The following is a 21480-nucleotide window of genomic DNA, read 5'->3' as shown; positions in this document are numbered from 1 at the left end:
GCGGCGCTTTTTTTGCTTCAGGACACGGTGTTCGGATCATGGCCTGAGGCTCAGCCAATTTTCTACTCTGGGGCGAGCGCGTTGCCCGCATCCAGGGGTCGCTTGCCCGGAGCTCCTGTGACACTTATTCAAACCTCTTTGGCAACTGCCCGGATCGACTCATCTCAACAGCGTGCGCAACCCTCCAGCGATCACGCCAATGAGGCCGATGTTGTGCTTGAGTTGCGAGACGTCACCAAAGCCTATCTGCGCAAAGGTTCGTCAGTGCTGCCGGCCGTCAGCAATGTCAGTTTGAAGGTGCGGCGCGGTGAAGTTCTGTGCCTGATGGGCACATCAGGAAGCGGGAAATCCACGCTGCTGCGGCATATCAATCGCTTGATTGAGCCCTCGAGCGGCGATGTCTTGATCGAAGGGCAGACCATCAGCGGTTTGAGCCACAAAGCTTTGCGCGACTTGAGATCGCGCCGCATCGGGATGGTGTTCCAGCATTTTGGCCTGTTGCCCCATCGTACGGTGCTGGACAACGTCGCGCTGCCCCTCGAATTGCGTGGTGAACCCGAGTCGATTCGTCATGCTGCGGCTATTCTGCAGTTGCGGGCGGTAGGTCTGGAGGGGTGGGGCGAACATTATCCCCATGAGTTGTCCGGTGGCATGCAGCAACGGGTTGGCCTGGCACGCGCATTGGTGACTGATCCCGACATTCTACTGATGGACGAGCCGTTCAGTGCGCTGGATCCGACCATTCGACGCGATCTGCAAAGTCATTTCCTGGCACTGGTGCATGAGCGCGGTATCAGCACATTGCTGGTCACCCATGACCCGGCCGAAGCCATACGCCTTGCTGACCGCATCGCAGTGCTGCGCCGAGGACGGCTGGTACAATTGGGCACGCCCAAACAGTTGCTCGAGCATCCGGTTGACGCCGAAGTTGCGGACTTTTTCCGGGACTTCAATTCAACCCATACACCCCTTCACAGCGTCGACAGCGTTGGCCTTCAGCCCCCAGAAACCGCTCCTCGTGGGCCGCACGTCCAGCCCGGCCTGCGCGGGTGGCAGGCATTGTTGCTGGGGCCTGCAGCGCTTGCTGCGAGAGGCAAGGGCGGTTTGTTTTGGCTCGGCTTCGCCGTTGAGCTCGCAGCGCTGGCGGCACTGGCTCAGGGCATTGCCAGTTCATCATGGCTGGCGATTCTGGCGGCGGTGATGGTGTTCGCGGCCAGTCGTTTCACAGCGCTCTCGTTGAGCCGCCAGCCTGTGCTACGCAACGTATCGGGTTGGGGGCTGCCTTTGGCTGTGCTGGTGGTCAGTCAGGCACTGGTGATCTGGCGCGTCGTCACACCTGACGCCACTGGTGTGTTGCTGCAGTTCCCGGTCAATCGCCAGGCCTTGCTGCTGGCGGCACAGAGCATTGATGAATTCATTGGCTGGTCGCAGGTGACGTTCGAGGGTGCATTCGTCGGCGTGATCGTTGCCGTTCGCACCGTCATCGAAGGCATTGAAAACCTCCTAGGTTGGTTGCCATGGCCGGTTTCGGCACTGACGCTGGTGTTTCTGGCGTGGCGTTCAGCTGGCTTGCCGCTGGCACTGACCAGCAGCGCAGCCTTGTTGTACATCGGCCTGTTTGGCTTTTGGGAGCGAACCATTGCCACGCTGGCGCTGGTCGGTTCTTCGGTACTGATTGCCCTGGTCATTGGCGTACCCACCGGCATCCTGCTGGCGAAGCGTCCGCTTTTACGGCGGGTGATTACGCCCCTGCTGGACGTCATGCAGACCCTGCCGACGTTTGTGTACCTGATTCCTGCCGTGGCGTTCTTTTCTGTCGGCAAGACCCCCGCCGTGATCGCGACCGTGATTTTCGCCCTGGCGCCGATGATTCGTCTGACGTCGCTGGGTATCCAGGAAGTTGCGAAGGATGCTGTCGAAGCGGCGGTGGCACACGGTGCCAGTCCTTGGCAGACCCTGATCAAGGTGCAACTGCCCTTGGCTCGCCGCTCGCTGTTATTGGGGATCAACCAGACCATCGTCATGAGCTTGTCGATGGTGGTGGTCGCTGCCCTGATCGGCGCCGGCGGCCTGGGTTATGACGTGATGACGGCGCTGCGCAACATCAAGGGCGGCGAAGGCGTGCTCGCCGGCGTGGCGATCGTCCTGTGTGCACTGATCCCTGACCGAATCATTCAATCGAGCTTGCGCAAGCAAGACCACCGGCACAACTAACTGAGAGATTTATCGTGAAGACACATCTGTCGCGTACCTTCGGTGCGGCCGCATTGCTGGCATCCTTGATTCTCCCGGCCACCGTCTTCGCCAAGGACAAAATTGTCATTGGCGAGCAGAACTGGACGGGGGCTATCGCCATTCAACACATCCTTGGTGAGGTAATCAAAAGCCGACTGGATGGCGATGTGTCGTATCTGGCCGGGGATGTCGCGGTGCTGTTCAGCGCAGCCGCCAAAGGCGACGGTTCGGTCGACGTACTGACCGATATCTGGCTGCCTAACCAGTCGGCAGCCTGGGCTAAATACGTCACGGGCGGCACCCGGTCCTTGGTGCCGAACACTCATCCGTATGCGGGCGAACAAGGGTTTTACATTCCCGGTTATTTGCAGGACAAGTACGGGGTCAAATCCATCTACGACCTGAAAAAACCTGAAGTGGCCAAGCTCTTTGAGCCACTGGGCGGCGGTAAGGCTGAGTTGCTGGTGGGGCCGGCGGGCTGGGAGTCGACTTACATCGGCCAGATCAAGGCCAAGGATTACGGGTTTGCCGATAAATTCGAGTCGGTGTCCACCGAAGCCTCGGTGACCTACGCCAAACTCGCCTCGGCTTACAAGGCGCAACGTGGCGTGGTGTTCTATGCTTACACCCCGGACTGGATCTTTTCGGCCTTTGACCTGCGTCGCCTGGAAGAGCCGGCATTCGACGGTTACGCCCAGGACAACAAAAAAGATGACCCGCTTTACAAGGCTGATGGTTGCTGGAAATTCATCAGTCCGACCGTCGACCCGGACTGGCTGAACAAGAGTCAGATCACCTGCGCCTTCCCTGATGCCAAGGTACATATCCTGGCGTCCGCTGCCTTGCAGAAACGCTCACCGAAAATTGCCGAGTTCCTGCGTAATGTCGCGATCGAACCTGCGCAACTCAATGAGCTGATCCTGAAGATCGAAAAGGAAAAACAGCCAGTGGACGTCGCGGCCAAGGCGTGGGTACAGGTGAACAGTGCCACGGTTGATCAATGGCTCGCCGCCTCGGCGCCGAAAGTGAGCGCGATCCAATGAGCCAGGCGTCCTTGCGTTTGCTCGATGGTGGCATGGGCCGCGAATTGCAGCGTATCGGGGCACCGTTTCGCCAGCCGGAATGGTCGGCCCTCGCGTTGATCGAGGCGCCTGACTATGTGCTGCAGGCTCATCAGGCATTTATTGAGGCCGGTGCGCGAATCATCACCACTAACAGCTACGCGGTGGTGCCGTTTCACATCGGTGATGAGCGCTTTGCCGAGCAGGGCCGTGCGCTGGCCGAGCGGGCCGGACGCCTGGCTCGTCAGGCGGCGGCCGGCAGCACCGAACCGGTCATGGTGGCCGGATCGTTGCCGCCGGCGCTAGGGTCTTATCGACCTGACTTGTTTGATCATCAACGTTCGGTCGTGATCCATCGCGAGCTCATCGCCGGATTGCAGGCGCACGTTGATGTGTGGCTGGCGGAAACCCAGAGTTCCATCGCTGAAGTCCGGGCAGTCGTCGAGGCGCTTGGCGCAGAATCGAAACCGCTTTGGCTGTCGTTCACGCTGCTTGATGAAGCCGGCGAGCCACCGCGATTGCGTTCCTCGGAGTCAGTCGCCCAGGCGGTACACGTAGCGGTCGAATTGGGGGCGAGGGCGGTGCTGTTCAATTGCAGCCAGCCGGAAGTCATGGCAGCGGCGCTGGCGGTGGCCGGGGATGTCCTTCTGCGTCTCGATCAAAGCATCGAGCTGGGGGTTTACGCAAACGCGTTTCCGCCTGTCAGCACAGAGGCAAAGGCCAACAGCACGCTGCTGGAGATTCGCCGCGACCTGGGCCCTGAATCCTACCTGCACTGGTCCAGAACCTGGGTAGCGGCGGGTGCCAGTATTGTCGGTGGATGCTGCGGTATCGGGCCTGAACATATTGCGCAGTTGCATGCGCATCTGCTGCCAAACGAAGTGGTTGTCAGCGCATGACTGATTTTCGCCAAGACGTGATTGTTGAGCAGGCGACGTTCGGTGCCGGCTGTTTTTGGAGGGCTGAAGCGGCATTCAGATCGTTGCCGGGCGTGCTCGACACGCGGGTGATTTCCGACTGCTGTCTGATCGAACATGTCTGGACACTGCACGATCCAACCTCATTTGATCGCCGGGGCGCGGATGTTGAATCGCCCTTGCCCTCGTAGACATTTTCCGGCGTCAAGGTAAGGCAGTTTCGAAGGCATCAGGACTTGCACCATCGGTTTGATGATCTGTCGCCCAACTGGCTGTGGGTAGAATCCAGGAGCCTTGCTTAGAGTTACCCCTTTTTTTGCTCTTGAAACACCCTAAAAACAAGTCCAGAATTATGTCTTTTCTTGCGCCGGCAAGAAAAGAAACCCCTTAGATTTCAATGGGTTGGACGCTAGATGCGAGTCTCGTTTCCCGCTCCAATCTCCTGATTTGTATTCGCTGTATCGTCAATCTGTGGTTATTCGCGCCGCGTTTTGACGCAACTGATCTAGGTAGTTCGCCCATTGTTGGGCAGCCTCTCGGCGTTGCGCCAGCAATTGAGCCCGTGCATACACAGCCCCGAGCGCACCCGGCATTCGGTGGGATAAAGACAGTTCAAGCACGATAGGATCTATACCCAAATGCTCGTGGGCTATGGTCCGGTAGGTGGCGCGAAAGCCGTGGGCAGTAATGTTGTACTCCGGCCAGATACGCTGAAAGGACTTGAGCATGGAGGTCGGGTTTATGGGGCGTCCCGGATAGACCGGCGAGACGAACACCCAGCCTTTGCCTTCTTCATCCACCACGCGGGTTTTATGTAGCTCGCGTAACAGAACCAAGGCTTGTTCAGGCAACGGCACAATGTGTTTGCTCTTGTCCAGATGCTTGGTCTTGCTCACCACATAACGCCAATCGGCGCCCACCAAGTCGACATCTTCCCAGCGCATCTGCACCAGTTCGCCTGGTCGGACCGGCAACATGACCAGCAGGCGCATTGCGGTGGCAACGCTGCCGTCGTTGCAGTCATCAAGGCGTAGAAGAAACCTGCCCAGGTCGAATGGCCTTTCGATCGCCGGGTTGCTGGTCACGATGTGGCGGATCTTCAACTCCTCGATGTTGCTGAGCGCCACGTTGCGCTCCACCCAGCCGCGACCTTCGGCAAAGCCCAGAACGGCACGTATGATGGTGCGCACGCGCCGGGCCATGGCCATGGTGCGCTGGCGACGCAACTCAGTGATGATCGTAGTGATGTGCTCCAACTTGATCTCGCTGATCGGTTTTTTGCCAATGGCAGGCAAGATGTGGTTGTTCAGCGCTCCGTTAAACCCCGAGATGGATTTTGTCACCAGTTCGGCAGACTTGAATGCCAACCATTGCTCGGCCACGTAAGTGAAGGTGCGCTCTTCATTGAGCAACTGTGCCTCGATCTTGGCGTTCTTGGCCTTGAGCGGGGCGGTGTGGTTAGCCACGTCGCGGCGTGCGCCGCGGGCAATGTCGCGCGCCTCCTTGAGGCTAATGTCGGGGTAAGCGCCGATGGAGAAGCGGTTTTCCTTCCCATTCAGCCGATACTTCAATCGCCAAACCTTGGAAGGGGATTTGCCGACCTTGCTCGACGCCCTCACCTCCAAGTAGAGGCCAGGAACTTCGCCATCGGCGTGTTTGCCAGGTTCGGTCAGTGAGCGGATCAAGGCATCGCTGAGTTTTCGTTTGAAAACAACCTCATTATCTGGGGGCATCGGTGGGGGCATCCTTTTTGAGGAACCGAAATTTGCCCCCAATTATGCCCCCATGAGTCGTGGAATCCATTGGATTTAGACAGGCGGCAATGGACTGAAATTACCAATAACTACTTGTTATAAAACAGTTTTATGGGATTTACTGGAATTCCATTACAGGCTATCGGGGTCCCCAAAAAACATCTGAATCCGCGACCTTAACCACCGCTCCCCCGGGTCATTATCCTGCGACCCACGCCACGCCATATGCAGCTCAAAGCTACGCACTGGCAACGGCGGATCTTCTGCTCGCAAGCCACCGGCTGAGGTCAGCGCCTCGGCCGCATAGTCCGGCACGGTCGCCAGAATATCCGTGCCTGCCAGCAAGGTACCCAATCCGTTGAACTGCGGCACGGCCAATACCACGTGGCGTTTGCGGTCGAGTTTTTCCAGTTCTTCATCGATGAAGCCGCTCAGGTCGCCTGCGAAGGACACTAGGGCGTGGGGGCGGGCGCAGAAGTCGTCGAGGCTCAGGGAGCCCGGCACGCTGTCGGCGCGCAGCAGTTTCGGCAGGCTGCGGCGCAGTACTTTGCGCTTGGCGTTGGCCGGGAGGTCGGCGGTGTAGCTGACGCCGATGGAGATCTCGCCGGAGGCCAGCAGGCCTGGCATAAGGATGTAGTTGACGCGGCGTACTACCAGGACGATGCCGGGGGCCTCGGCGCGCAGGCGTTTGAGCAGTTGCGGCAGCAGGGCGAATTCGACGTCGTCGGACAGGCCGATGCGGAATACGGCGGTGCTGGTAGCCGGGTCGAATTCGGCGGCGCGGCTGACGGCGGTGGAAATCGAGTCCAGGGCCGGAGAGAGCAGGGCAAAGATTTCTACCGCCCGGGCCGATGGTTCCATGCTGCGGCCGGTGCGCACGAACAGGGGGTCGTCAAACAGCCCGCGCAGGCGCGACAACGCCGCGCTGATGGCCGGCTGGCCGAGGAACAGTTTCTCGGCTGCGCGGGTCACACTGCGCTCATGCATCAAGGTTTCGAATACGATCAAGAGGTTAAGGTCGACACGACGCAGGTCGTTACGGTTCATCTTGTGTCCTGGAAGAGTCAGCAAACTTGACGAGAGCGGCCATATGTAAACAATGGCCGGCATGAATCTTACGGGGAAAGGCTGGTACTCTGCACAGGATAATTGAGTTTTCCTACGATAGCTGAGGTCTATTCCTCACATGCGGAATCAATGACAGGCATGTCGACTATTAATGGCGACCGGTGGTCTTACCCGGAAAGCCCAGATAGAGTTCATGGCATTAGAGGTTACTTTGACGAGGTTTGCGATGTCCCGCACGATCCGTTTTCACAAGTTTGGTCCGGCCGAGGTGCTCAAATGCGAAGAGCATGCAGCCGCGCAGCCCGCACCGGGCGAAGTGCAGGTGCGTGTCGAAGCGATTGGCATCAGCTGGTACGACATTCTGTGGCGCCAGAACCTGGCGTCTTCCCATGCACGTTTGCCGTCCGGCCTCGGCCATGAGATGGCCGGAGTCGTGGTCGCTGTCGGCGATGGCGTGGATGATTTGGCAGTGGGCGACAAGGTGGCCAGTTTTCCGGCCGAGAGTCCCAATGATTACCCGGTGTATGGCGAACAGATCGTCCTGCCCCGTTCGGCCCTGACCCGTTATCCGGATGTCTTGAGTCCTATCGAGGCCAGCGTGCACTACACGCCGTTGCTGATTGCCTACTTTGCCTACGTGGATCTGGCACGGGTCAAGCCTGGGCAATTTGCGCTGGTGACTGATGCCAGCCACTGCGCCGGCCCTTCCTTTGTACAACTGGGCAAAGCCCTGGGTGTACGAGTGATTGCCGCCACCAAAGACAGCGATGAGCGTGAATACCTGCTATCCCTGGGTGCGGAAAAGGTCATCGTCACCGAAGAGCAGGACCTGTTGATGCAAATCAACAAGATCACCGACAACCGTGGAGTTGATGTCGTGTTCGACGGTTTGGGCGGCCCGCAGATGTCGCTGCTCGGTGATGTCCTCGCACCGCGTGGCAGCCTGGTGCTTTACGGCTTGCAGGGCGGCAACCAGACGCCATTTCCAGCCTGTGCAGCGTTCCAGAAGAACATTCAGTTCTTTGTGCACTGTATTGGCAATTTCACCGGCAAGCCTGAGCTGGGCATTATCCAAGACCAGGTCGCCTTGCAGCGAGCGCTCCGGGATATCAACCAACTGACCGCCGACCGTGTGCTGGTACCGCTGAAAACCACGGTGTTTCCGTTCAATCAGTTCGTGGAAGCACACCGTTACATGGATGAATGCCCTTGCCGCGAACGCGTTGCGTTGCAGGTTGAAGCTGTTTAGGGTGTAGGAATATTCTCAAAAAGGGTGTTTCTTACACCTGTCATAGGTGGCAAAAGCGCCATTTGACGGGAGTGAAACGGTGGTGCCCGACAGCAGCCAGACTGGCACGTTAACCCCTAAAACCTGATCTTTTCACCGACGCCGCCCTGAATTCCAGTGCGGCGTTTTTGTATGCGCGTGTTTTACAGGTCTGTTGTTATTCATCTGCACTGGTTTTCAGCAGCGTTCTGTATCTATTAATCATTATTCCAGCACTGATAATTGCGCCTTCACTTTCATCTCAAGGATTGAGCAATGATTGAATATCCAGTGCCGCTATTGCGAGTTGAAACTGATCTCGCGCAAAGCGCAGGATGCCAGGCGGATACAGGTGCCTATGTAAATCCTCAACAAAATAAGTTGGAAAGTTGGTTGCGGTTATTTGTAAGACGCTTCCCTAGGTGGTTGCCAATATGGGTGTAAGAATTTGTCGGAAATATCCTAGGATCGCAACCCTGCTTGTCAGAGGCCAGTACACACGGCGCTTTTGGCGCTTGCAGGGCGCAACTCTAATACGACGGGACTGATGTCATATTGTTGTGTGGTGCTAGTGTTTGGTCATTGGCGCGCAAAGCTGCGCGCGAATTTTTTACACGCCTTATAGGTCGAGCAAATACTGCAAGCAGTTGCTTGAAACTAATATCCAAACTCAGGTAATAGAATGATGAGCACTATTCACGAACAGGCTATGACTTATGTTTATCAGCAAGTGCTACAACGCTTGATCGGGCACTTTGCTCGTGAAGAACGCACGGCACTCCAGTTGTTGGTCCAGCGAATCGTGGTGGCGGCAGGCGGCATGGAGCAAGTAGGGGGTTACAAAGTGCTGGTGGCCCACGGCGGCGGCAAAGTGAGTAGCTACACATTGGCCTTGCTGCGGGCCGCGCAATTGACCATCGCTGGCCGAGCCCCGCGAACTTTTCAGTTGCGGGTTGCGACATTGCGGCATTCAGGAATGACCGAGGGCATGCTTGAGGATATTAATCAGGCCTACAGTCGGCTGTTTCTCCACGATGATCCAAGGGTTGAGCTGCTGATGGTGGAAAACCAGGAAGTTTTGCCCTTCAATCATCTGCGGCCCGCATCTAACTTGGGACGAGAAATCAGCCAGCGCAATATGTTGATGGTCGGCCACCTGAGTTCTGGCGACTGCCGCGCCACGTTGTGCAGTGATACCTACCTGGCGCTTGGGGATTTCTACCAGCGCGTCACCTCCTGGAATGGCGGAGTGCATGCGTTGGTCAGCGGTGACTCGCCACGCAAGCAGGCTCAGCTTCTCGCCTGGCTCAAGAACACAGTGCTCGGTGCGGGTATTGCGATACCGGAGATTTGGCCGTCGTCGCTCACCGGGCTGTTCGCACGCATGGACGAAATGAGTACCGATTATTACCGTGATCTATACGCAGACCATTATGTGCCGAGTGAAAACCCCAGCAAGACAAGCCATCGTCACTTGGCCTACATCGGTATCGCCGATTTGCTGGACGATGTAGACCTGCCATCCTCGTCCATGCTCAACGTGTTCATGGCCTTCACGCCTGACCCGCAGGGTTTTCACTTCAGCCATCCCACCTATTCGAACCCGCAGTTGATGGCACACCTGCGTGGGCTGCAGGCCCAATGCCTGCGTGACCTGGAATATGAGGAAGGGGTGCAGGGTTTTATCCAGCAAGCTGCACAATACATGCCCGAGGCATTGCTCACGCAGATGAACGTCAGTGAACGGCGCATCCTGTCGAGCACCTACGCCCAGCAGTACTTCGGCTTGGACGAGACTCAGTTGGTGTGCCTGCTGTTTTCCCCGTTTATCCATCATGGTGAACGGCTGGAAGGCTATTTGCGACAATGTCACCCAGGCATGCTGGTGGCCTTGCCGGAAATGCACAAAGTGCTGCAGGGCAAGCCGTCTGCCGACATGCTGCAACAATGGCTTACCGATACCAGCGGTTTACCCATGCCTTTGTTGCAGCAACTCTATCGCAAACGTCCGTCAGGCTACTCGAGTGGCAAACTGCGCAGTGCTGGCGCCATGGCCCATGGCAGCGCGCAAGCCTGTCTATCGTCCGGGCGATGACGCTGCGCGGCGAACGACAAGCGGATTTCGCGTATCAGGCGGTCTATCGCTACATGATCAACCTGATCAACGAAGTCAGTACCGACGCACGGGTAAAACTGCCCTCCCTGCGGCAATTGGCAGGACGCTTGAACGTGTCGATCTCGACGGTTCAGTACGCCTACGCGTTGCTTGAAAAAGAGGGCAGGGTCTATTCGGTAGCCAAATCCGGTTATTACGCCTGGCCACTCTCCACAAATCCGCTGGCAGGCGCCAGCGGTGACCTGCTTGACCGACTCTACGCAGCGGCGCGGCGCCCCGGCATGGTGGTGCTCAGCGGAGATGAGCCCGCGCTGCTGGCTTCGCTGGATGGCACCCTGTTGCGCCTGGAGCGTGAGCTGGTCCGCCAGTATCCGCGCCATCCGCAACCCTGGTCTCAGCCTTGCGGTGTCTGGGAGCTGCGCGCAGCGTTGGCGGCGCGTTATACGTCGTCGCCGACCCGCTGCTGGCAAGCCGACGATGTTTACATCGGTGCCGACTTGCGCGGTGTACTGGACATCCTCATTGAAGTCTTGGGCTTGAGGGGGACGTCGGTGATTGTTGAATCGCCTTGCGATTGGCTGGTACTGCGCCTGCTTCAGGATGCTGGCGTGCATATTGTCGAGCTGCCCTGGACGCCAGAAGGACGCCTGGATCTGGTAAATCTTGATCAGTTGTTATGTGCCAAGTCGGTGCATCTGGTGGTGCTGTCATCAAGGGTCAGCGTGCCGGCTGGCGTTTCAATGCCGCCCCAAGATCGCCTGGCCATTGCGCGAATGCTGGAGCAGCACGGCTGCTGGCTGCTGGAAAACGACACCTTTGGCGAGTTGGGTTTCGACGAGCCACAGACCGCATTGCGCGAGCTGGTGAACCCTGAACGGCTGATAGTGTTTTCCTCGTTCGAGAAAGTGTTGGGTTCGGAGGCGCCCTATGGCTATCTGCTGTCTCGGCGTATGAACAGCGAATTGCAGCGTCATTTCCTGTTGCGCTGCTTTCGTTTGTCGCCGATCCGCCAGCGCGCCATTGCGCGCCTTTATCACAGTGGGCGAATCGACCAGCACCTGCGTGGACTACGCCTTCAATTGCGCGAGCAGGCGGACGAAATGTGCGAGCGTCTGGATCGGCATCTGGGAGACCAATTGACCTACCGTGCGCCCGCTGCCGGCGCGGCGTTCTGGCTGGCCTCCACGAGGACAGTAGATATGCGCCAGGTGTTCCAGCGGCTACTTTCCCAGCAAGTGGTGATTGCCCCCGGCGAACTGTTCAGCGTCAACGGCCTGCATCAGCAGCATTTGCGCCTGAGCCATACCTTTCAGTCGCAACCGGACCTGGATATTGTCCTGACGGCGCTAAGCGAAGCGTTGCGTCAGGCCCAGTTGGGATAAATGCGTGAAGTTTCTCTGGCTATTGTAGGATCGATTACATCGCGCAGCAGTCCAACTCCCAGTAAACTGCCGTTTTATCCTGAATTCTTCTTTCCGAGGTTTATGCATGACAATCAGTCCTTTTGCGGGCAAGCCGGCGCCAGCTCAACTGCTGGTGGATATCCCGCGACTGGTCACGGCCTACTACACGGGCCAGCCTGATGCAGCAATCTCCACTCAGCGCGTAGCGTTCGGTACTTCCGGGCACCGTGGCAGCTCGTTTGAATTGAGTTTCAACGAATGGCACGTGCTCGCCATCAGCCAGGCCATCTGCCTGTACCGCGAAGCGCAGGGCATCAACGGTCCGTTGTTCGTCGGTCTGGACACCCACGCGCTGTCGACACCTGCCGGTGCCAGCGCCTTGGAAGTCCTGGCGGCCAATGGCGTGCATGTGATGTTGGCCGAAGGCGACGAATACACGCCAACGCCTGCTGTTTCCCACGCCATCATCTGCTACAACCGTGGCCGCACCACCGGCCTGGCCGACGGCATTGTTATCACCCCGTCGCACAACCCGCCGCAGAGTGGCGGCTATAAATACAACCCTCCTAATGGCGGACCGGCTGATACTCACGTCACCAAGTGGATCGAAGCCAAGGCCAACGAACTGCTGGCCAACAAACTGGCCGGAGTCAAACGCATCACCCACGCCCAGGCGCTCAAGGCCGACACCACCCACCGCCATGACTACCTCAACAGCTATGTGGCTGACCTGGTCAATGTGATCGACATGGACGCTATCCGCAGCGCCGACCTGCGCCTGGGCGTGGATCCGCTGGGCGGAGCAGGAGTACGCTACTGGTCGGCGATTGCCGAGCATTACCGCCTGAACCTGGACGTGGTGAATACTGAAGTCGACTCCACCTTCCGTTTCATGAGCGTCGACTGGGATGGCCAGATCCGCATGGACCCTTCCTCCAGCTACGCCATGCAAGGCTTGATCGGTCTTAAGGAACGTTTCGACGTGGCCTTCGCCTGTGACCCGGATCACGACCGCCACGGCATCGTCACCCCGTCCGGTGGCTTGCTTGCGCCCAACAACTACCTGGCGGTGTCCATCGACTACCTGTTCCAGAACCGTCCTGACTGGCGCGCAGACGCCGCCGTGGGCAAGACCGTGGTCAGCAGCGGCTTGATCGATCGCGTCGCCGCACGCATGGGCCGTCGTCTGTATGAAGTGCCCGTAGGCTTCAAGTGGTTTGCTGATGGCTTGTTCGAAGGTTTGTTGGGCTTTGGTGGCGAAGAAAGCGCCGGTGCTTCGTTCCTGCGCAAGGACGGCACTGTATGGAGTACTGACAAGGATGGCCTGATCCCGGCGTTGCTGGCTGCAGAAATGACTTCGCGCACAGGCCAGGACCCAAGCCAGATCTACCGCGGCCTGACGGATGCCCTGGGCGAGCCGTTCGCGATTCGTGTGGACGCCAAGGCCACTCCGGCGCAGAAAGCCTTGCTTGGCAAGTTGTCGCCGGACCAGGTGACCTCTACCGAATTGGCCGGGGAAAGCATCCAGCAGATTCTCAGTCACGCGCCGGGCAACAACCAGGCGATCGGTGGGTTGAAGGTGATGACCGAAAACGGTTGGTTCGCCGCACGGCCATCGGGCACCGAGGATATCTACAAGATCTACGCCGAGAGCTTTATCGGTGAGGATCACCTCAAGCAATTGGTGGAAGAGGCGCAGGTGCTGGTAGACGGTGCTATCAGCCAATAACCGATAGTAGGAGCCCGGCTTGCCGGCGATGGCCTTCGTTTGAGCGCTATCGCCGGCAAGCCGGGCTCCTGCAAAGTCAAGCGAGGTCAACCAAGACAATCTCGCTGTCTTCAACCGCCGTCACCCGCAACACCTGCTCATCTTCAATCGCTACACCATCTCGAGCTTGTGCACGCAAGCCGTTGACTTCAATGGCGCCAGTCGCCGGCACCAGATAAGCCCGACGCCCGCTGTCCAGCCGGTACTCGGCACTTTCCCCAGCCTTCAGGTTCGCCGCGACCAGCCGTGCATCAGCACGAATGCGCAGGCTCTCGGTGTCCCCAGCCTTGCCACTCGCCAGCGTTACAAAACCTTCGCGATGACCCTTGGGGAACGGCTTGGCGCCCCAGGAAGGCGGTAAACCAGCCTCGTTCGGAATGATCCAGATCTGGAAAATCTTAGTCGGCATGTCTTCCAGGTTGTACTCGCTGTGGGCGATCCCGGTGCCTGCGCTCATCACTTGCACATCACCCGCCTCGGTGCGGCCCTTGTTGCCAAGGTTGTCGGCATGGCTGATCGCGCCTTCACGCACATAAGTGATGATCTCCATATCGCGATGCGGGTGCTGCGGGAAACCAGTACCCGGCGCGATGATGTCGTCATTCCATACGCGCAGGTTGCCCCAGTGCATGCGCTTGGGGTCGTGGTACTCGGCAAACGAAAAGTGGTGATGAGCGTCAAGCCAGCCGTGGTGGGCGCCGCCCAGGGAGTTGAAAGGTCGAAGTTCAAGCATGATCGTCTCCTGTGGATTGCCCTATGATCCTGCAGCTCATGATCGATAAAAAGCGTAAAAACTGCCTGATTCCTATCAGTCGATTAGATTGATTAGTGGCGTTTTGACTTTCAGTTCACCGTCTAACTGCATGACCGCAAAGCAATTGGCTGGAACTGAGCGACGATTCCGGCGACCATGGCGCACTTGTTTGAACCCAATTCATCGCAGGAGTCCGCGTGCCGCAACAAAAGCCTGATCTTCCTCCCGAACTGCGCCCTTTGGCTGAAATGCCGTTATTCAAACGCTTGGCTGCGCGCCTGTTTGGCCATGGCTTGACCCGTTTGCGCGCCCAGCATCGGTTTTCGTGGTTGCACGGACAGGCCGACGGTTTTCGCAGTGGGCATGAGGCGGGCGTGGAGTACGGCTATCGCGAAGGCAAAGCCGACGGCATCGAAGAAGGTCGCCAGGTGCTGTTGATTCGCGATTTCCGTCCGGATGAGCACCGTGCGCCGGGCGTGGATGACAACCTGTTCGATGATTGGCGCCTGCCGCTCACCACCGAGCTGAAGAAACGCATTAAGGTCGATGTCGCGCGATTGCTGCCGGCTCATGCCCAGCCGAGCGCGGCGCAATGGAAGATGATTTTCAGCGAGACGCCCTCGACCTCAGTGATCGCGGGGGCCGGGGCCGGCAAATCCACGTCGCTGGTACTGCGCATTTTGCTGCTCACCCATTACCTGGGCTTTGAGCTGAGCTCGATGACGGTGGTGACCTTCACCCGTGAATCGCGCAAGGACTTCATCAACAAGCTCATGGAAATTCTCAACCTCTGGGGCCAACCCCTTGGTATGAAAGAAGCGCAAGCCGTGGTGCGTACCTTTCACTCGCGCATCCTGCCCATGGTGCGCAGCCTGCCGGGCTTCGAGCGCTTGCAAGCCTTCGAAAACCTGAATGCCGGTGTTGAAGACGCCGACAGCAATCCTTTTGACCTGCGTATCAACGATGCCCAGCGCCAGCAGATGAATGCCTGCTTTCACCGGCTACAGGGGCAGCACCCGCGATTCCGTGAGCTGATTGCGCCGCTGGCGCGGCACGGGCTGCAGCTCAAGGAGCTGGAGCGTGACCATCCCGATGTGCAAAAACGGGTGGCAGTGACCGAACTGGCGGCCAAACGCGATGAAGAACTCTGCGATGTGATCGAGGACCTATGGTTTCGTGCAGGCGCCTGGCCGATCAAGGGGATCGAACCTAACCGCCAGACCGTTGAAATCAACGGCGCGCAATTTCATTGTCATGGCTACATTCCTGAGCTGGATGCCTGGGTGGTGCTGGGCTTCGACTCGCGGGAAAACGCGCAGACCAGCCGACCTCACTCAAAGCTGTCGGTGCGCGCAGAATGGGCGGTAAAGCGCACCTTGTTTCAAGCTTTCTGTCGTAAGCCATTGATATGGCTAGATAGTTACGAGTCGTCGAAGCGCCTGCTGAGCAGTTTGGCCGGTGATGCTATGGCCGGCCCCGGCTTTGATTACAAGGTCAAAGGCGAGTTGGCATCAGCGCCGCTGCTGGACAGTTTCGTGATGGCCGCCGGATTTATCGAGAACCTTGGTCTGGACGTACCCACCGCGGTCGGGCAGATGAGCTTTGCCAAGGATGATCCGGACCGCTTCTTCTTCGAAGCCCTGAGCATCTTCTGGAAAGCCCTGGAAGATCACTTGCTGGACCAATCCCCCCCGATCATGACCTATAACCGGATGTTCTCGCTGTTCGGAGAGAACACCCCGGAAAACCTCAAGCTGCTCAGCGATCCGCTGCTGCGCCCCTTGTCGCACGTGATGATTGACGAGTTCCAGGACGTTTCGCCGCAGATCGTCTCATGGATCCGTGCCAGCCTGCGCGAGATCCGCAGCCGTGGTCCGGCCATGCATGTGGGGCGCGGCGCCCAACGTTCATCGTTGTTGTGTGTGGGAGATGACTGGCAGTCGATCTATGGCTGGCGCGGCAGTTCACCCAAGTACTTCATGGAATTCGACAGGGAGTTCCCATCGCCATCGACCACCCGCGTGATGCTGGCCGAGAACTACCGCAGTCATCAGCACATCATTGATGCGGCCGAGCATATCGTGCGCGCGGCGCCGGCGATTGCTGGCAAGAAAGCCAAGGCGAGTGGCGCGCCCAAGGCGTTGGTACCAGTCGCGGTGCTGGAGCGGGACGATGCGGCATTGGGGCGACGGTTGTCGGAGCATTATCAGAAGGGTGATTCGATCTTGATGCTTTATCGAAAAAGTAGCGATAAGTTACTGATTCAAGAGCATATTCAATCGGTAGTTAATGTGGATTCTAGCTTGCCGCCCCAGGCGCGCAGGCTGAAACAATTGACCTATCACAGCGCCAAGGGCCTGCAGGCTGACGCGGTGTTTCTGCTTGGGGATTGTCAGCATGTCACTAGCTCGCCGTATAAAAACCAGGTGTACCGGATGGCGGGCCTGGGCAAGGCTGGCGACAGCGAGCCCTATGACAATGCGCAAAAGGACGAAGTGTTGCGCCTGGCTTATGTGGGGATTACCCGCGCCGTGAGCCATTGCTATTGGTACGTGGAAAAATCCGAAGGTCAGGCCCTGAATGTGCCCAAGGCGTCGGAGCGGGTGGATGGCAAAAAAGCCTTCTTTGATGATCAGCGCATCTGAAGGCGCGCCGGACCTAATGTAGGAGCGGGCTTGCCCGCGAATGCGGTGTATCAGCAACGCATCCAGTGACTGACACTCCGCTTTCGCGGGCAAGCCCGCGCCCACATTGGAAACTCATTGCTTGATGGGTTTGGGTCATGCCCTTAGTGACACCGGCGGCACAAACGACTCCAGCTCATCCTCCACGGCCTCGATGATGCGCTCCACATCGGCGGCATTCATCACGGTAGCGCAGGGAATGCCGGCGATGGCGATCAGCGTCTCGCCACTGGCGCGGTCGAACAATCGCGCGATCATACTGCCAGGCGCATCCATGCTGCCCTCGAAACCCATTGGGTGAAAATGCCAACGCATCAGCTGGCAGGCGTTGGGGAACGTCACTTTGTTCATGTTGCCCACCTTGTTCATTGAGCGCTTCCTTTAGCTCGCGGCAGGGGCCAAGACCTTCACTGGTCATGGCGTCGCAGAACTTAAAAATAGCATCCGTTCGCAACGGCAAGGTGACTTTTTGAGCCCCGTTCGGCGGTTGTCTTTCATAAGTTTGATGTAGGTCATGTCCCACTGGAGGCTGGGCAATAGGCCACTAGTCAGAAGTGCCAATTGGCCATTGAAGCTCCCGGCAAAATTCGGCAATCTCCAAGGTCTACCCGCCGCAGAGCCCCTCTATGCCCGACATCGCTCCAGACGATGAGCCCCAGCAATCCCACGCCACCCGCGATTTGGTGCTGCGCCACCACCTGTGTTGGCGCCATCGGGATCTGGAGGGCGTGATGTCCTACTACCATCCGGACATCCAGTACCACGACTTTTTCCAGAACCGAGTCGTCGGTCACGCGCAGTTGCGTGATTACCTGCGAGCCAGCATGCCGCGCGAGGCCGATGAAGCCATTGAGCATACCGACCGCATCCGCGCTGATGGCGATACGGCCTTCATCCAGTACTGCATCACCTTGCGTGGTGGCCATGGCTTGGTGTCATTTCGCACCACCGAAGCCATCACGGTGCGCGACGGGCTGATCTGGCGGGTCAATGAATACGCCTCCCTGGTGCATGAGCAACCCGTCCAGGCTGCGCGGCCTTCGGTCAGCCGTTTAGGCTTGTCACCCCAGCAATTGGGGCATATGGCCAATGACCTGCAGCAGTATTTCGAACGCAAGCAACCGTACCTGGACCCGGAGCTGGACTTGCAGCGGGTGGCCAAGGAGTGTGGCTACAGTCGCAATCAGATTTCCTATTTGCTGAACCAGGTGCTGGGGCAAAGCTTCTATCGCTACGTCAACCAGGCCAGGCTCCACCACTTGCTGGCCGCACTGGACAACGCCTTGCCGCCGATAAAGGTCGACGACCTGGCGTTTGCCGCCGGTTTCAACTCGCTCTCGGCGTTCTACAGTGCGTTTCGCCAGCACACAGGGCAGTCACCCAAGGCCTACGTCAAACAAATTTCCCTGCGTGCACGCGCGCAAGACAGCCCATAACGCCGCGCTCTAGGATCCACCCTATCGAAACGAGGTAGGGGAGCCCGGCATGCCGGCATGGCGCAACATCAGCTTATGGATGGACCAGTTGGATGACCCGCTGCATGCGCGGCCGTCGCTGGAACAGGACCTGGACGTCAACGTGGCCATCATCGGCGCCGGTTATACCGGGCTGTGGACCGCGTATTACCTGAAACGCCAGGCGCCCGAACTGAACATCGCGATCATCGAAGCGCAAACCGCCGGCTTCGGCGCTTCCGGCCGCAATGGTGGCTGGCTGATGGGCAACCTGCTGGGCGAGGACCGCCTGTTGGCCGGCCTTAACCCCGAACAACGGCGCGCCTCGTTTGACCTGCTGCACGCCATCCCGGATGAGGTGGCCCAGGTACTCGCGCGTGAGGGCATCGACTGCGACTACCGCAAGGGCGGCGCGCTGTACTGCGCCGCGCGTTACCCCGAGCAGGAGGGCAGCCTGCGTCGCTACCTGGACAAACTCTACGCCCAGGGCCTGACCGAAGCCGACTATCGCTGGCTCAGCCCACAGCAACTGGCCGAACAGATTCGCATCGCCAAGCCTTATGGCGGTATCTACGCGCCCCACGTGGCGACCATCAACCCGGCCAAGCTGGTGCGTGGCCTGGCGCGGGTGGTGGAAAGCATGGGCGTGGCGATCTACGAAAACAGCCCAGTGACTCAGTGGCAATCCGGCGGCCTGCGCACGGCGAAGGCCGGTGTCCGTGCAGCCTGGGTGGTGCCGGCAGTGGAGGGCTATGCCAACACCTTGCCGCCTTTGGGCCGTTATCAACTGCCGGTGCAAAGCCTGATCGTCGCCACCGAGCCGTTGCCGGCCAGTGCCTGGGATGAAATCGGCCTGAGCCACGGCCAAGCCTTCGGCGAAAGCAGTCGGCAGGTCACGTACGGCCAGCGTTCTGCGGACAACCGACTGGTGTTCGGTGCCCGTGGCGGTTACCAGTTCGCCGGGAAACTGCGCCACAACTTCGATCTGACCGACAGCGAAGTGGAGCTGCGTCGCTACCTGTTCGGTGAGCTTTTCCCACAGCTCAAGCACGTGAAGATTACCCATTCATGGGGCGGCAACCTGGGCATGTCGCGCAGTTTCCGACCGCACATGCTGTGTGACCACAAGACCGGCATCGCACTGTCCGGTGGTTATGGCGGGGAGGGCGTTGGCGCCACCAACCTCGGCGGCCGCACCCTGGCCGACCTGATCCTGGGCCGCGACACGCCGTTGACCCATCAACCCTGGGTGATCCGCGAACGCGGCCTGGACGCGCTCAAGCCCTGGGAGCCCGAACCCTGCCGCTGGCTGGGCTACAACGCGATCATTCGCAGTTTCGTCCATGAAGACCAGGTGTTGGCCAATCCCAACACCGCCCCTTGGCGCCGCAAGTTGGCGACCGGCGTGGCCGGGTTCATGGAAGGTTTCATGCACTAAGTCGTTTCACTCACACGGGAAAATCCCATGAGCATCACGCAATTCAAAGACACGCTGAACGCCCACCTGCCGGACTCGTCGCCCGTCACCGTGCCGCTGGGTGAACCCATCGCCGTGGCCTCGACCCTGAGCGTCGAACGCAACGATGGCGTCGAAACCGGCATCTGGGAGTGCACCCCAGGCGTCTGGCGTCGGCAGATCAAATCCCAGGAGTTTTGCCACTTCATACAGGGCCGCTGCACCTTCACCCCAGACAACGGTGAAATCGTCCACATACAAGCCGGTGATGCACTGATGTTGCCGGCCAACAGCACCGGCATCTGGGACATCCAGGAAACCGTGCGCAAGACCTACGTATTGATCCTGTAACGCTTTGATTCTTGATCGCCTGCCATAAAAACAGCCCTAAAACCGCCAGGAAATCGAACCATGAAAGCCATTGCCCTGTTGCCCTTGATGTTGGTCGCCTCTATCAGCCAGGCCGCCGAGACGGTGAAAATCTACAACTGGTCGGACTACATTGCGCCGGACACCACCAAGAACTTCCAGAAAGAAACCGGCATTGGTTTCACCTACGACGTGTATGACAGCAATGAAACCCTCGACGGCAAGTTGATGACCGGTAAATCCGGCTACGACGTGGTGTTTCCGTCCAACCACTTCATGGCCCGGCAAATCCAGGGCGGCGCGCTGAAGAAGCTCGACAAGAGTCAGTTGCCCAACTGGAAGAACCTCAACCCGGTGCTGCTCAAGGCCCTGGAAAACAACGATCCGGGCAATGCCCACGGTTTCCCGTACCTGTGGGGCAGCACCGGCATCGGCTACAACATCGATAAGGTCAAGGCGGTACTGGGCGACAACGCACCGGTCGACTCCTGGGACCTGATCTTCAAGCCGGAGAACATGGCCAAGCTGCAGAAATGCGGCGTGGCCATTCTGGACAACGGCCCGGAACTGCTGCCGGCTGCGCTGAACTACCTGGGCTTGCCGCACCACAGCAAGAAACCTGAGGACTACAAGAAGGCTGAAGACTTGCTGATGAAAGTGCGTCCTTATGTCGCGTACTTTCACTCCTCGAAATACACCGCAGACCTGGCCAACGGCGATATCTGCGTGGCGGTGGGCTTCTCCGGCGACATCCTGCAGGCCGAAAGCCGTGCCAAGGAAGCCAAAAACGGCGTGAACATCGGTTACAACATTCCCAAGGAAGGCGCCGCGATCTGGTTCGACATGGTCGCCATGCCTGCCGACGCACCGAATGAAAAAGCCGGGTATGCCTTCATGAATTACCTGCTGCGCCCGGAAGTGATGGCCAGCATCACGAACTATGTGCATTACGCCAACGGTAACCAAGCCGCCGACAGCCTGGTAGACCCAGCCATCAAGTCTGACACCAAGGTGTATCCGAGCCCGGAAATGATGGGCAAATTGTTCGCGTTGGAAGCGATGCCGTTGAATATCGACCGGGTGCGTACGCGCGTGTGGAATACCATCCGCACCGGGCGCTGAACACCTGTTATAAATTGTGGTGAGCGGGCTTGTGTGGTGAGCGGGCTTGTCC

16 protein-coding genes and 1 pseudogene are annotated in these 21480 nt (G+C 58.7%); 13 read left to right on the top strand and 4 right to left on the bottom strand.

The window, feature by feature from the left end; genetic code table 11:
- The first annotated feature begins 153 nt into the window (after positions 1-153).
- From ACP7C6_RS06420 to ACP7C6_RS06405, 4 genes and pseudogenes are all read left to right on the top strand, one after another.
- Positions 154-2214 (top strand): ATP-binding cassette domain-containing protein, encoded by a 2061-nt coding sequence (locus tag ACP7C6_RS06420; RefSeq protein ID WP_426108604.1) that lies wholly within the window; start codon positions 154-156, stop codon positions 2212-2214.
- Between the two features lie 14 nt (positions 2215-2228).
- Positions 2229-3278, top strand: a complete 1050-nt coding sequence (locus ACP7C6_RS06415; protein ID WP_426108435.1) for a glycine betaine ABC transporter substrate-binding protein — start codon at positions 2229-2231, stop codon at positions 3276-3278.
- Positions 3275-4195, top strand: a complete 921-nt coding sequence (locus ACP7C6_RS06410; protein ID WP_012723460.1) for a homocysteine S-methyltransferase family protein — start codon at positions 3275-3277, stop codon at positions 4193-4195. The genes ACP7C6_RS06415 and ACP7C6_RS06410 overlap by 4 nt, the downstream gene beginning before the upstream one ends.
- A pseudogene (locus ACP7C6_RS06405) lies at positions 4192-4374 on the top strand (peptide-methionine (S)-S-oxide reductase); the annotation flags it as partial. The gene ACP7C6_RS06410 and the pseudogene ACP7C6_RS06405, both read left to right, overlap by 4 nt.
- 303 nt (positions 4375-4677) lie before the next feature.
- Here the strand turns inward: ACP7C6_RS06405 and ACP7C6_RS06400 are convergent.
- Together ACP7C6_RS06400 and ACP7C6_RS06395 are read right to left on the bottom strand one after the other, a co-directional pair.
- Entirely contained in the window at positions 4678-5946 is a 1269-nt protein-coding gene (locus ACP7C6_RS06400) for a tyrosine-type recombinase/integrase (protein WP_426108603.1), read from the bottom strand.
- A gap of 153 nt (positions 5947-6099) precedes the next feature.
- The gene (locus ACP7C6_RS06395; RefSeq protein WP_028616088.1) at positions 6100-7014 is read right to left on the bottom strand and encodes a LysR substrate-binding domain-containing protein; all 915 of its coding nucleotides are present in this window, start codon (positions 7012-7014) and stop codon (positions 6100-6102) included.
- Positions 7015-7261: 247 nt separating this feature from the next.
- Here ACP7C6_RS06395 and ACP7C6_RS06390 point away from each other — a divergent pair, with 247 nt between their 5' ends.
- The 4 genes from ACP7C6_RS06390 to pgm all read left to right on the top strand — a co-directional run bounded on the left by ACP7C6_RS06390 (position 7262) and on the right by pgm (position 13550).
- Positions 7262-8284 carry a zinc-dependent alcohol dehydrogenase family protein gene (locus ACP7C6_RS06390; RefSeq protein ID WP_236319943.1) on the top strand — a complete coding sequence of 341 codons (1023 nt, stop codon included), beginning with the start codon at positions 7262-7264 and terminating at the stop codon, positions 8282-8284.
- A gap of 703 nt (positions 8285-8987) precedes the next feature.
- On the top strand, positions 8988-10397 hold the full coding sequence (locus ACP7C6_RS06385) for a hypothetical protein (RefSeq protein WP_028616089.1): 1410 nt from the start codon (positions 8988-8990) through the stop codon (positions 10395-10397).
- Complete coding sequence (locus ACP7C6_RS06380) at positions 10394-11800, top strand: PLP-dependent aminotransferase family protein (RefSeq protein WP_068933235.1); 1407 nt, start codon at positions 10394-10396, stop codon at positions 11798-11800. The genes ACP7C6_RS06385 and ACP7C6_RS06380 overlap by 4 nt, the downstream gene beginning before the upstream one ends.
- 106 nt (positions 11801-11906) lie before the next feature.
- Entirely contained in the window at positions 11907-13550 is a 1644-nt protein-coding gene (gene pgm / locus ACP7C6_RS06375; RefSeq protein ID WP_426108434.1) for a phosphoglucomutase (alpha-D-glucose-1,6-bisphosphate-dependent), read from the top strand.
- Positions 13551-13626: 76 nt separating this feature from the next.
- On the opposite strand, the gene ACP7C6_RS06370 is transcribed toward pgm, so the two are convergent.
- Positions 13627-14322 (bottom strand): pirin family protein, encoded by a 696-nt coding sequence (locus ACP7C6_RS06370; protein ID WP_028616091.1) that lies wholly within the window; start codon positions 14320-14322, stop codon positions 13627-13629.
- A gap of 218 nt (positions 14323-14540) precedes the next feature.
- Between ACP7C6_RS06370 and ACP7C6_RS06365 the strand changes: the two genes are divergently transcribed.
- Positions 14541-16988 (top strand): UvrD-helicase domain-containing protein, encoded by a 2448-nt coding sequence (locus tag ACP7C6_RS06365; RefSeq protein ID WP_426108433.1) that lies wholly within the window; start codon positions 14541-14543, stop codon positions 16986-16988.
- A gap of 135 nt (positions 16989-17123) precedes the next feature.
- Here the strand turns inward: ACP7C6_RS06365 and ACP7C6_RS06360 are convergent, their stop codons facing one another.
- Positions 17124-17396 (bottom strand): DUF1652 domain-containing protein, encoded by a 273-nt coding sequence (locus tag ACP7C6_RS06360; RefSeq protein ID WP_014718395.1) that lies wholly within the window; start codon positions 17394-17396, stop codon positions 17124-17126.
- A 257-nt stretch (positions 17397-17653) separates the two neighbouring features.
- Between ACP7C6_RS06360 and ACP7C6_RS06355 the strand changes: the two genes are divergently transcribed.
- The 4 genes from ACP7C6_RS06355 to ACP7C6_RS06340 are packed head-to-tail and all read left to right on the top strand — an operon-like array spanning position 17654 to position 21428.
- Entirely contained in the window at positions 17654-18463 is an 810-nt protein-coding gene (locus ACP7C6_RS06355) for a helix-turn-helix transcriptional regulator (protein WP_122685123.1), read from the top strand.
- Positions 18464-18512: 49 nt separating this feature from the next.
- Entirely contained in the window at positions 18513-19919 is a 1407-nt protein-coding gene (locus ACP7C6_RS06350) for an NAD(P)/FAD-dependent oxidoreductase (RefSeq protein ID WP_068933227.1), read from the top strand.
- Between the two features lie 27 nt (positions 19920-19946).
- Entirely contained in the window at positions 19947-20288 is a 342-nt protein-coding gene (locus tag ACP7C6_RS06345; protein WP_122685122.1) for a cupin domain-containing protein, read from the top strand.
- Between the two features lie 60 nt (positions 20289-20348).
- Positions 20349-21428, top strand: a complete 1080-nt coding sequence (locus tag ACP7C6_RS06340) for a polyamine ABC transporter substrate-binding protein (protein ID WP_028616096.1) — start codon at positions 20349-20351, stop codon at positions 21426-21428.
- The last annotated feature ends 52 nt before the right edge of the window (positions 21429-21480 follow it).

The sequence above is a fragment of the Pseudomonas sp. TWR1-1-4 genome (assembly GCF_049897165.1).
Classification (GTDB): Bacteria; Pseudomonadota; Gammaproteobacteria; order Pseudomonadales; family Pseudomonadaceae; genus Aquipseudomonas; species Aquipseudomonas canadensis.
This window is presented reverse-complemented; position numbering and strand designations above follow the sequence as displayed.